At 36.3% G+C, this 13,323-nt stretch carries 10 protein-coding genes; all 10 read left to right on the top strand.

From position 1 onward, the window contains the following. Positions 1-109: 109 nt before the first annotated feature. The 10 genes from BUR11_RS09370 (at position 110) to cysD (ending at position 13,235) form a co-directional block, all read left to right on the top strand. Positions 110-934 carry a polysaccharide biosynthesis/export family protein gene (locus BUR11_RS09370; RefSeq protein WP_074224562.1) on the top strand — a complete coding sequence of 275 codons (825 nt, stop codon included), beginning with the start codon at positions 110-112 and terminating at the stop codon, positions 932-934. 5 nt (positions 935-939) lie between these two features. Then, positions 940-3,399: a GumC family protein gene (locus tag BUR11_RS09365; RefSeq protein WP_074224561.1), complete on the top strand. Its 2,460-nt coding sequence runs from the start codon at positions 940-942 to the stop codon at positions 3,397-3,399. Between the two features lie 135 nt (positions 3,400-3,534). Next, entirely contained in the window at positions 3,535-4,257 is a 723-nt protein-coding gene (gene kdsB / locus BUR11_RS09360) for a 3-deoxy-manno-octulosonate cytidylyltransferase (RefSeq protein ID WP_074224560.1), read from the top strand. Positions 4,258-4,474: 217 nt separating this feature from the next. Further along, positions 4,475-5,290: a polysaccharide biosynthesis/export family protein gene (locus tag BUR11_RS09355; protein WP_074225193.1), complete on the top strand. Its 816-nt coding sequence runs from the start codon at positions 4,475-4,477 to the stop codon at positions 5,288-5,290. 5 nt (positions 5,291-5,295) lie between these two features. Beyond that, the gene (locus BUR11_RS09350; RefSeq protein WP_074224559.1) at positions 5,296-7,752 is read left to right on the top strand and encodes a GumC family protein; all 2,457 of its coding nucleotides are present in this window, start codon (positions 5,296-5,298) and stop codon (positions 7,750-7,752) included. Positions 7,753-8,491: 739 nt separating this feature from the next. Continuing rightward, entirely contained in the window at positions 8,492-8,917 is a 426-nt protein-coding gene (locus BUR11_RS09345; protein WP_074225192.1) for an adenylyltransferase/cytidyltransferase family protein, read from the top strand. A gap of 85 nt (positions 8,918-9,002) precedes the next feature. Continuing rightward, complete coding sequence (locus tag BUR11_RS09340) at positions 9,003-9,935, top strand: UDP-glucuronic acid decarboxylase family protein (protein ID WP_074224558.1); 933 nt, start codon at positions 9,003-9,005, stop codon at positions 9,933-9,935. A 20-nt stretch (positions 9,936-9,955) separates the two neighbouring features. Further along, a complete protein-coding gene (locus BUR11_RS09335; RefSeq protein ID WP_407640228.1) occupies positions 9,956-11,713 on the top strand; it encodes an SLC13 family permease in 1,758 nt (585 codons plus the stop codon). 1 nt (position 11,714) lies between these two features. Further along, the gene (gene cysC / locus BUR11_RS09330) at positions 11,715-12,308 is read left to right on the top strand and encodes an adenylyl-sulfate kinase (RefSeq protein ID WP_074224557.1); all 594 of its coding nucleotides are present in this window, start codon (positions 11,715-11,717) and stop codon (positions 12,306-12,308) included. Between the two features lie 21 nt (positions 12,309-12,329). Then, on the top strand, positions 12,330-13,235 hold the full coding sequence (cysD, locus tag BUR11_RS09325; protein WP_074224556.1) for a sulfate adenylyltransferase subunit CysD: 906 nt from the start codon (positions 12,330-12,332) through the stop codon (positions 13,233-13,235). Positions 13,236-13,323 lie beyond the last annotated feature (88 nt).

The following is a 13,323-nucleotide window of genomic DNA, read 5'->3' as shown; positions in this document are numbered from 1 at the left end:
GATTAAACTGATTTTTTATAAATTGTCTTGATTCTTGATTCATTCTTTAAAAAGCTAATTCTCCAACATCAATTTCCATATATTTACGATACTTCTGCTAAAGAAAAATATGAGAAAACGTATACCCATATTATTATTGATTCTGATTTCTTGGGGATGTATCAGTAATAAAAGAATTACCTATTTACAGAATTTGCCTGAAAATGAACCAATTGAATTAAATGAGTTTATACCCTTTGCTGAGGTGGATTACAAATATGTTTTGCAACCATTTGATATTGTTGAAATAGATTTTGCTTCCTCTGACGAAGAGTTGACCAAAGCATTTAGTTATCAAAACACAACGGCTGGAGGTATGTCCGGAATTGGTGGAGGCGGAGGTGGAGGAGGCCAAGGATCCGATCCCTTGTATTTCAGAGGTTATAGTATAGATCAGGAGGGGAGAGTAGAGGTACCCAAGTTGGGAAAGATCAAAATAGCTGGAATGACCGAAGAGGATGCGAAAAACAAAGTTCAGGCTGAAATCAATAAATTCTTTAAAGAAGAAGTATATGTGAGATTAAGAATTGCGGGTATTCGGTATACTACCTTAGGAGAATTTAATAGTGTTGGGGTAAAGGTGATTTACAAAAACAGAGCTACTATTTTCGATGCATTGGCTAATTCTGGAGAGACCACCTTACTGGGGAAAAAGAATAAATTATTTATCATCAGACAATATGATGGGGGGACTAAAATCCATCAAATAAATTTGAACGATCGTGCCTTGTTAGGAAGTCCCTTTTATTTCATACAGCCTAATGATATATTGTATATGGAGCCGATGAAAATCAGACAAATCGGTACAGCTGATAATTTAACGGCTTCAATGGCTTTATTTGCGGGCCTATTAGCATCTACCTTATTAATTATTAATTTGGTTACGGGTAATTAAGGAGCATGGAGAAATTAGACTTAAGTCAACTCGATAATGAGGAGAAAGCCTTAGAAATAAGGTATGTTGTTGCCAAATATATCAGGTACTGGCCTTGGTATGTTTTGTTTATAGCCCTCTTTTTGGGAGCTACCTTTTTATTTCATCGATATACCGTGGATGAATACGAGGTAACTGGGTCGATGATCATCAAGACCAATACCTCTCCAGAGGCAAGGATATTGGACCGATCCAATATTTTTTCTTCAGGGATCAATTTGGAGAATGACATTCTCCGGCTTCGATCGAAAAATCTGGCCCATGAGGCATTGAAGAAGGTGCATTTTGATGTGGAATATTATGCCAAAACCAACATCAAAGCCATAGAACTATATGATCGTTCCCCGATTCGAATTGATGTGGATTGGGACCATCTTCAAGTGACGGATACGCCCGCTGAATTGCAGGTACTTTCAGAGGAGAATTTTAAAATTGTACCAGAGGCCTCGGGTTTCATGGATTTCAATTCAGCTATGGCGGCTGGAGATGAATCAATTTTTGATAAAACCTTCACTTTTGGAGAAGAAATTGAAACGGCTAGATCCAAGTTTACTGTTTTTTTGGTGAATCCAGCTCGAATAGGAGAGGCAATCGTCTTTAAACTTAAAAACCCAACCGTTTTAGAAGAACAACTTGCTCGTTCAATCAATGTGAGCTTGGTAAATGAATACAGTTCTGTATTAAAATTAAGTACCAATACCAAGGTGGTGGAAAAGGGTAGGGACTATATCAATGCCCTCATGACTTCCTACATTGATTATGATCTGAATGAAAAAAACAGGATTCAAGAGAACACCATCAAGTTTATTGAGGAGCAATTAGGCTTTTTAGAAGACTCCTTAAAAAACAAAGAGCAGGAACTACAAAATTTCAAGGTTGAAAATAAGATGTTGGATGTCTCTGCGGAGTTTGCCAATATTTTAACCAAGATGAATTCCTTGGATGAAATGAGTGCCGAGCTAGATTATCAGCTCAATTATTTTGAGCAGATTAAAAAGTACATGGAGCTCAAAAGCAAGGATTTCTCGGACGTAATTGCTCCTTCTGTCATTGGCGTTCCTGACCCTTTGTTAAATGGGTTAATCCAAACGTTGGTGACCTTGTCACAAGACAGAAGAAAGCTCCTGGCCACCGTCAATGAGAACCATCCCGAGGTATTGAAAATAGACGTTCAAATGGAGAAGGCACAAGAAGCCCTGTTTGAAAACGTGGTGAATTTGATTGAAAACACCAAACAAAAAAAGAGAGATATCCAGGATGATATCGATTTCTATGATTCCCAGTTTTCTACTTTACCCGAATCTGAATCCCAATACACGGGGATATTCAGGGAATTTAAATTAAGAGAATCTTTATACACTTACCTGCTGGAGAAAAGAGCGGAGGCAGGAATTGCCATGGCCTCCAATGTTTCAGATAACTCCATTTTGGACCCTGCCAAAAGAGGGACGTTGATTTTCCCTAAAAAGCAACAAAACTACGGTTTAGCGGTGGTGTTGGGATTTTTATTGCCATTTGGGTTTATTGTCGTGCGAGATATTTTTGACGATACCATCAAAGATCAGCGGGATTTAAAAAAGAACTTTATGATCCCTCAATTAGGGATTATCGGATATAGTCAAAAAGACACCAATCAGGTCGTTTTAGAACATCCTAAGTCAGCGGTGGCGGAATCATTTAGATCCTTAAGATCAGCCATCACCTACTTGGCCAGTGGAAAAAACACCAAGAAAATCCTGGTAACTTCTTCAGTTTCCGGGGAGGGTAAAACATTTACCTCATTGAATTTGGCATCGGCGATGGCGTTGGGCTCCAAAAAGACGGTGGTAGTAGGAGGGGATTTAAGGAGGCCAAAGTTGGCATCCTATTTTGGACATTCAGATAAAGTAGGTCTTTCAACCTATCTTATTGGAAAAGTGGAGGCAGAGGAAATTGTATTTAAAAGCCAACATGAAAACCTGTATTTTGTACCTTCTGGGGTGATTCCACCCAATCCAGCGGAACTTTTACAGACTCAACGATTAAAAGATTTCCTGGCCTATCTGGAAAACAGCTTTGATGTAGTGATTTTTGATACACCACCAATGGGATTGGTTTCTGAAACGATCGATTTAATGCGGTTGTTTGACATCAATTTATATGTGGTAAGGCAAAGTTACACGGTGAAGGACCATTTGGTCATGATCAATGATTTGTTCAATAATAAACAAGTCAAAAATGTGTATGGGGTCTTTAATGGCATCATCAATTCTGGCTACCACTATGAGGGATATAACTATGGCTATGGTAATACCTATCTTTATTCCCAGAATAATAAGTACATGTACAATTACTATGGAGAGGACCTCGATGCCAAAAGGAAGCGTATCAAGAAAATAGATACGAGTGTCTGGAAGAAAATAAAGAAAGCCTTTCGTGTCAAATAACTAGTTGGACATGCTTTCTTCAACTTGCATTGAAGAACCAACTGGTCCTTGATAAATCATGTATTAGTAATCTCAGCAATACAAGGGACCTTGAATAGGTCCTTTTTACAGTATAACTATTAAAATCAATATCAATTGAAAAGTGCAGCATTAATTCCTGCGAGGTATGCATCCACCAGACTCCCGGCCAAGTTAATTCAGGATCTTGGGGGGAAATCAGTGATTCAAAGAACCTTTTTAAGTACACTTGCCACCGGGGTTTTTGATGAAGTGTGGGTGGTGACGGACCATGAAGATATTGCAAGTCAAATAGATGAATTGAATGGATTGGTGTTCTTCAGCAAAAAAGAGCATAATTCTGGGTCTGATCGAATCGCTGAAGCATTATCCAAAGTAGATGCTGAGATTATTGTGAACGTTCAGGGAGATGAACCTTTTCAGGATAAAAAATCACTAAGTGATTTAGTGGAAGTTTTTGTAGAAAAAGAAGTACAGATTGCCTCTTTAAAGACAAGGATTTCAGAGGATGAGGCACAGAACCCCAACTTTGTCAAAGTGGTGACAGATGTCAAAGAAGACGCGCTATATTTTTCAAGATCGGCAATTCCTTACAATCGGGATAAGGTCAAGGATTTATTGTATTGGAAACATATAGGGGTGTATGCCTACCGCAGGAATGCCTTATTGGCCTATACTGAAATGAATAGAGGAGAATTAGAAGAGATAGAAATGCTTGAACAGTTAAGATTGTTGGAGCATGGGATAAAAATAAGGATGGTAGAAACCAACCATAAAGCAGTAGCTATAGATACGGCAGAAGATTTGGCAAGAGCGAGGAGTATTTTGGGACTGAAATAACCTATTGGCTTTAGTGAAAAAACCTCAAGAAAAGCTCATTACATATCAATCCTTAGGACTAATTCCGTATTTAGGTTAAAGCAAAATTCTTGATATACATCCTGATAAAACTGTAATTTACCCATTTCCTATTGTGAATTCGTAAATTTTATCCTTCTTTTCTGTTAAAATGTTTAAGTTTGCCCAGTTTTTGACGAAGATTATTAAAAATTCATTTATGCGGAGAATCCGACTTGGGTTAGTATTTATTATTGCCCTTATAGCTGCCTCATCATGTATTTCCAATGAGAAGATTATTTACTTACAAAATTTAGAAGGTAATGACTCTATACCTGATGGAGAATTAATTACTTACGAAATCCCAGAATACAAGCTCCAATACAACGATATCGTAGATGTGAATATTCAAACTGTGGATGATATGATTCAAAATGGATTTAATAATAAATCAACTTCCATGGCTGGAATGAATCAAATGGGAAACATCGCAAGTCAAACAGGTGGTGATTTGTATTACACAACAGGTTATACTGTTGATAATGAAGGGAAAATTAGATTGCCAATAGTGGGGGAGGTAGAGGTGAAAGATAAAACTTTGGAAGAAGCACGAATTGCTATTGAAGAAAAATTAAGGGTCTATGTGACCTCAGAGCTTTATGTGAAAGTCAAGTTAGGGGGAATTCGTTATTCTGCGTTAGGGGAATTTAGAAGACCTGGCAAATTTGTGGTACTACAGGACAGAATGACCATTTTTGAAGCGATTGCTAACGCTGGCGATTTGACAACTGTTGCAAAGAGGAGTGATGTTTTGTTAATAAGACAATATCCTGAAGGGACTAAATTGCATCGAATTGACCTTTTGGATAGAGAAATTGTGAAATCTCCCTACTATTTTATCCAACCCAATGATCAGATCTATGTAGAACCCATGAAAGTAAGAGAAACTGGAACTGGTGAAAATACAGCCCAATCTCTTGCTCTGATCTTTTCCGGAATATCAGCCATGGCTCTAATTCTTAATTTAATCAAATAAGTTATATGTACCCAAATACTCCATCTCCTGGTAACTCCAACCAGAATTCATATATGGTACAAAAGGAAGATGAAATCGACCTGAAAGTTTTATTGTTTAATTATTTACAATATTGGCCGCTTATTTTAGCATTTATGGTAGTAGGGGTTGTAGGTGCTTTTTTATTTAATAGATATTCTACTCCGATATATAAAGTTGAATCTAGTGTTTTGGTGGAGGATGAAGAGCCTGCGTTGGGTATGGATTTGTTTGAATCTGCTGGTTTTGGACTTCAAGGAAAAAGCAACATTGAGGATGAAATTGGTATTTTAAAATCTTATTCTTTAGCAGAGGAAACCATTTCCCAATTAAATTTACAAGTTGAATATTTTGAGGATGGAATAATCACCTCAAGTCAATTATATGGTAATTTGCCTATTATCGTTTCAGTTGATTGGAACCACTCTCAATGGGTTGGAGGTCTATTTGAAATTGAAATTATAAATGACAATTCCTTTGAAATATCTATTGAGGATAATGATTTTAGGGTTTTTAATCCAGACGATCCTTTTTATAAAAAATACCCTGAGGAATTGGACTTCGACCCAGTTCTTAATAAATCAGTTTATTCTTTTGGAGAGCAAATTGAATCAGATTACTTGTCTTTTAAAGTCAATAATATTAAGGCTGAGCCTGGAGATAAATTTGAAGTTCGTCTAGTTGATGTACCCACTTTGGCATTATCATTTCGGGAGGAGTTATCGGTTTCGCCTATTAACAAACAAGCCTCGATACTCTTATTAAGCATTGAAACTCCCGTAAGAAAACTAGGTGAGGAATACATCAATAAGCTAATGGAAATGTATCTGAAACTTGAGTTAGATGAAAAAAATCGTGCGTCAGAAAGTACCATTCGTTTTATTGATCAACAATTGGCAGGTATTTCAGACTCTTTAGCTTTTTCAGAAAATAAGTTGCAGGAATATCGTTCAGATAATAATATTTTCAATTTATCAGAAGAAGGTTCAGTAATTTTTGAAAGGCTGACCGAATTGGAGAAAGAGGAAAGTGAGACAGAAATTAGCTTAAAATACTATGAAACATTAAATGAATATTTGGAAAGTAATCAAGGTGGAGATTTAGTAGCTCCTTCTATTATTGGAATTACGGATCCCTTGCTGAATTCATTGGTAAATGCATTAGCAGAATTACAGGCAGAACAAATTAAATTACGTTCAAATTTTACCGAACAAGCTCCTGCTGTTAGAGAAAATGCAAGCCGTATTGCAAGTACCAAAAAGCAATTGCAAGAAAACACCAATTTAGCTTTAAATAATACTAAAAATGTGTTGGCAGATATCCGCAATAGAATTCGGATGATTGAATCAGACATCAATTCTTTGCCTAAAACTGAGCGGGATTTATTGGGGATTCAAAGGCAATTTTCAATCAATGAAAATATTTACGTGTATTTATTGCAGAAAAAGGCAGAAGCTGAAATTACCAAAGCCTCAAATATGCCTAAAAATACGATTTTAGATTTTGCAAAAGCTGGTCAAGAACCTGTTGCACCGAAGCGTTCTTTAAATTTATTGATCGGGTTGATTTTAGGATTGATTGTGCCAATTGGATTTATCACAGTTAAAGATTTTTTGAATACTAAAATCGAGGATCCAAAAGATTTAGAGAATCAAATTAAAGTACCATTAATTGGGATGGTAGGAAGAAATACCTCTTATGATGCATTACCTGTATTAAATAATCCTAGGTCCACAGTTACTGAATCATTTCGTTCCCTTCGAGCAGATATGACTTATTTAAGTCAGCAAAAGGATAATTTGACGATCTTATTTACCTCAAGTATATCTGGAGAAGGTAAAACCTTTGTTTCTATTAATATGGCTTCCGTTTATGCCTTGATGGGTAAGAAAACAATTTTAATAGGTTTGGATTTAAGGAAACCTAAAATTGCGGAGGATTTTGGATTGCCGAATGATAAGGGAATGAGTACCTGTTTGAGTTCAGATACCCCTTGGCAGTCGGTAGTAAAATCTTCAGGCCATCAAGATTTTGATGTGATATTGTCGGGTCCCATTCCGCCTAATCCTGCAGAGTTATTACTTCAGGATAAGTTTACACAAATTATCAATGAGATTAAGCAATCATACGATGTGGTGGTGTTTGATTGTCCTCCTGTAGGATTAGTTTCTGAAACCAAGGAATTATTCGCCTTAGCCGACATTTCATTCTATGTATTCCGTCAGGGGTATTCTATGAAAGGGAATACACAAATTTTAAATAATTTGGTGGAAAAAGGAGGGGTAACCAAGATTTATGGGATTTTGAATGATATGCACATTGACAAAGGCTATGGGTATGGCTATGGGTATGGCTATGGCTATGGATACGGAGGAAACTCCTATGGGTACCATGAAGAAGCTACACCACTTCCTTGGTGGAAAAGGGCGCTGAGAAGGAAATAATAGCTTAAGTAAGAAGTATGAATTCAGAAGTCTGAAATGAGATTTTGAATTGAGAACGCATCAACTCCCCCTTTAAAAAGGGGCGGGGGGATTACATAAGGAAATTAAAAAAAGATCGAAAGCAAAGTGGCCAAATTGCAGGGCAGGGAAAAAGTCAGAAATATAAAGTCAGAAATCTGAAATTAAAGTAAGAAGTCTGAATTTAGAAATATGAATCAAACATCTGACATCTAACATCATACATCATGCATCTTTTAACATACATCTGTTTCCATTTTCCCCAACCTGACTATCCCTTGTACATCCTTAATTTATGAACATTACTTCAAACATCAGGTTTCCAAGGAATTAAAAATTGGTCGCCTTTTTGATTAAGTAGGGGAACAGAAATCGCCCATTAAAATATCAAATGCAGTTTTAAGTATATAAAAATTCCATTTAAAAATAGGATAAAAAATGAGTACAAAAACTACTCGCTTTCATTATCTTTGATGAAATATTGCCTTATTATTAAAAAAGAGGCTGTTTTTTTAACAATTAACCCAAAATGTTCATCAAAATGGATGAACCTGATTTTCTAAGCTAAGTTCCATTGAAAAATAGGATTGGATTTAATTTCAGTTGAAATAAATCTTTATTCCAATTCGATAAAAATGGGACTGAAAGGGCGAAGCTGTAAATTAAATGTCTTATTCTGGACATGCTATCAACCAAAATGTTTCTTGAAAAGTTAAATAGAATGAAAAAAGCCATTATCGTCTCAGGGTATTTCAATCCGCTACATAAAGGTCATATTGAATATTTTAACCATGCCAAGGCAGTTGGAGATGAGTTGATTGTAATTGTCAACAATGATTTACAGCGGGCATTAAAAGGCTCTAAAGAATTCCAAAAGGAAGAAGAGCGGCATTTTATCGTATCCAATATTAAAAGTGTAGACAGGGTCTATTTATCAATTGACCAGGATAGGACTGTTTGTAACACGATTAGACAAATTCATCAAGAACTTTCGGATTCTTATCATTTAGCATTCGCCAATGGAGGTGATCAGAATAATCAATCTATTCCTGAAGTTCCGGTATGTGAAGAGCTCGGAATAAAATTGATCGATGGTTTGGGTGAGAAAATTCAGTCCAGCAGTTGGTTACTCACGGGTTCGAAATAGTTTAATATTTAATTAGGAGAGTTATTCCTTATAAAAATATTAAAAAGTTGATAATATTTTTAAATAAAATAGCAGTAAATAATTTATGAAAAGAGTTTTGGTTACTGGTGGTGCAGGGTTTTTAGGTTCCCATCTTTGTGACAAACTGATTACAGAAGGGAATGAGGTATTATGTGTGGATAATCTCTATACAGGTAGTAAGTCGAATATTCATCATTTAATGGATTATAAGAATTTTGAATTTATGCGGCACGACATTACCTTCCCATTGTATGTAGAAGTGGATGAGATTTACAATTTGGCATGTCCCGCAAGCCCGATTCATTACCAGTTTGATCCAGTCCAGACTACCAAAACATCTGTGATGGGAGCGATCAACATGTTGGGATTGGCAAAGCGGTTAAAAATCAAGATTTTGCAAGCCAGTACTTCTGAGGTATATGGAGACCCTGAGGTACATCCTCAACCTGAATCTTACAAAGGTTCAGTGAGTACCACTGGAATTCGAGCTTGCTATGATGAGGGGAAAAGGTGTGCAGAGACTTTGTTTTTTGATTACCACCGACAACATGGATTGGAAATTAAGGTAATGCGAATTTTTAACACCTATGGACCAAGGATGGATCCGGAAGATGGACGAGTGGTAAGTAATTTTATTGTACAAGCGTTAAAAGGAGAAGACATCACTATTTTCGGAGATGGTTCTCAGACTCGAAGCTTTTGCTATGTAGATGATAATATTGAGGGAATGTACAAATTGATGAATTCCCGAAATGGATTTACTGGTCCTGTTAATATTGGGAACCCTGGTGAATTTACTATGTTGGAATTAGCTCAGCTGATTTTGGAATTAACCAATAGTAAAAGCAAACTGGTTTCTCTTCCGCTACCTCAGGATGATCCATTACAGAGACAACCTGTCATTGAGCTGGCTAAGAAAGAATTGGATTGGGATCCAAGAATACAGCTAGAAGATGGCTTAAAGAAAACTATAAGTTACTTTGAATCTTTAATATAAAAGTTATTAATTTATTTTTTTTGTCAATCCAAATTTTTAGTACGATTTGTTTGGTAACTGGGTTAGTCATCACCCTTTACAAAAACTGGCTAAAACCTTCTTTGGCATTTGTGCTTGTAGTTTTTGCTTTTGTAATTTTAAAAGTGATTTCTATAGAGGATTTTTTACTAGGACTAGCTAATAAGCAAATTATCTTAATTTTCTTACTGATAATTCTTACTTCTGGAATTCAGCAAAATCTTGGAAAAGGCTTTTTTTACACCCTTTTCAATAAGATGCTTTCACCTTTTCAGTTTCGATTGAGGATGATGTTAACAGTTTCAGGATTGTCCAGTATGCTTAATAATACTCCTGTGGTGGCATTTATGATCCCCTACGTTAAGAACTGGTCAGAAAGCAACGGGTATTCTGCATCAAAATTCTTGATTCCACTTTCTTTCGCAACCATATTAGGTGGGATGATCACGATAGTTGGTACTTCCACCAATTTGGTCTTAAATGGGTTGATTGTTCAATCAGGACTTCCTTCTCTAAACTACTCTGATTTCTTATTTTTAGGAGGAATAGTTACCGTTTTGGGATTAAGCTATTTGGCCTTTTTTTCTGAAAAGTTATTGCCAAACACCACCACAAAAAAAGAAAGTTTGTTGGAGCATCTCAATGAGTATTTAGTGGAAACCAAAGTAAATTCAAGCTCAGCTTTGATTGGAAAAACCATAGAAGAGGCAGGGTTAAGGCATTTAAAGGATTTGTTTTTGGTTGAAATCAAAAGAGGAGAAAGAAGCATTGCTGCAGTATCCTCTGATCGAATAATTCATGCCGATGATGTGCTTTTTTTTGCAGGGAATACACATTCTATTTTAGATTTAATCAATGATAATAATGGATTGGAACTTCCTGAAACAACACACCTAGTAAGCAATGGCTTCTCGGCATTGACAGAAGCTGTAATTCCATCAGGAAGTGATTTGGTAGGTGTGTCCCTAAAAGATTTAGGATTTCGAGACAAATATAAGGCCTCAGTAATTTCGGTTTATAGAAAAGGGGAAAAAGTAAAAGAGAATCTTGGTGAGATTAAATTGAAGGAGGGTGATTTATTATTACTTCTTTGTTCTAAGGATTTTTCCAGAGTAATTTCTATTAGGGACTTGATTGTGCTATCCAAATCAGGCGAGGTTCAAACTGATCTGTCATTTAAAAAGACTTTACCGAGCATACTCTCAATTGGAATACTATTGATTGGTATTTTTGGATTCATAGATTTATTTCTTGCTGCCTTTATTGGGATTTTAGTAATGACTTTGTCTAAAGTAATTAATCTGAATCAGATTAAATCTGCCATAGATGTGGATCTTTTGATAATTTTGGTTTCAGCCTTAGCTGTAGGAGTGGCAATCCAAAAATCAGGTTCGGCTTCATTTTTAGTTCAGCAAATCTCTGGAATATTTCCACGATTGAGTCCTATTGGTGAAATAAGTATTTTGTTTTTACTGACTTTAGGTTTAACAACTTTGATTACTAATGCTGCAGCAGTATCTATTATGTTTCCGGTGGCCTATGAAATGGGTTTAGGTCTTGGAGAAAATTTAACCCCTTATTTTATTGCCATAGCCTTTGCTGCTTCTGCAGACTTTATGACTCCAATTGGCTATCAAACGAATTTGATGGTATTAGGACCAGGGAACTATAAATTCTCTGACTATACAAGAATAGGCTTGCCATTAACTATCATCTACTCCAGTATAGTGATCAGTTTTATATATTTATATTATTTCTAATATGGAAAACCATATACATCCTACTGTATTTAAAATTTCAGGACAACAGAGAAAAGAGCGCTTGAAGCAACAACCAAAGTTGATTTGGTTTACTGGCTTATCAGGTTCGGGAAAATCAACATTGGCAAATGCAGTAGAAACCCAACTTTTTGAGGACGGTTATATGACCTATTTGTTAGATGGGGATAATATTAGAACCGGTCTGAATAAAGATTTAGGCTTTTCGGATGAAGATAGAATTGAAAATATTCGAAGAATCGCAGAGGTGGCTAAGTTGATGATGAATGCAGGGCTCTTAGTTGTTTCCGCATTTATTTCTCCTTTTCGGGAGGAAAGAGAGATGATAGCAAAATTGGTCGGGGAAGAAAACTTCTTGGAAGTATTTGTGGACTGTCCTATTGAGGTTTGTGAAAAACGGGATGTAAAAGGGCTATATGCTAAGGCAAGAAAAGGTATTATCAAAAACTTTACAGGAATTGATTCTCCTTATGAAGAGCCCTTAAACCCAGCGGTTCATGTGCATTCTGATCAAGAAGAATTGAAAGATTCTGTTCAAAAAGTAATCAAAACAATTTCGGCAAACATTTGCCATTAATCCACAATCCAGAAATAAACAATGGGACAATACTATTTATCACATTTAAAAGAACTGGAAGCAGAGGCAATTTTCATCATACGCGAAGTTGTTTCTCAGTTTGAGAAGCCGGCTCTACTATTTTCAGGAGGAAAAGATAGTATTCTCTTGGCGCACCTTGCCAAAAAGGCATTTTATCCTGCAAAAATTCCATTTCCATTAGTTCACATTGATACCGGTCATAACTTCCCAGAAACCTTGGAATTTCGGGATGCTTTGGTTAAAGAATTGGGAGTACAATTAGTAGTGGGGTCAGTGCAAGAAAGTATTGACAAAGGGAGAGTTAGAGAAGAGACTGGGGTAAATGCTAGTAGAAATTCACTTCAGACGATAACTTTATTAGATACTTTAGAGGATTTGAAAATTGATGCTGCTATGGGCGGTGCCCGAAGAGATGAAGAAAAGGCTAGAGCGAAGGAGCGTTTCTTTTCCCATAGAGATGAATTTGGTCAGTGGGATCCTAAAAACCAAAGACCTGAGCTTTGGAATTTGTTTAATGGTAGAAAGCATCATGGGGAACATTTTAGGGTTTTTCCAATTTCTAACTGGACAGAAATGGATGTTTGGCAGTACATCAAGGAAGAGAATATTGCTTTGCCATCCTTGTACTTCTCTCACGAAAGAGAATGTGTGGTACGTGATGAAGTGATTTTAGCGAAGTCAGAATATTTGCCATTGAAAGAAGGGGAAGAGATTCAGAAATTGGTTGTTCGTTATAGAACTTGTGGAGATATGCCTATTACAGGAGCTGTTCTTTCGAATGCAGATACTCTTGAATTGATCATTGAAGAGGTTGCAACAACTAGGACTACAGAGCGTGGGACAAGGGCTGATGATAAACGAGGAGAAACCGCTATGGAAGATAGAAAGAAGGCGGGGTATTTTTAGAATAGTATCTAGTACATAGTATTTAGTATCTAGATTTTATAGTCATTTAGACGAGGTACAAAGAGAAATCTATTTGTAAGTTTAAATA

This window comes from Algoriphagus halophilus (genome assembly GCF_900129785.1).
Classification (GTDB): domain Bacteria; phylum Bacteroidota; class Bacteroidia; order Cytophagales; family Cyclobacteriaceae; genus Algoriphagus; species Algoriphagus halophilus.
The sequence above is the reverse complement of the archived record's forward strand: the minus strand, read 5'-3'. Positions and strand labels throughout refer to the sequence as shown.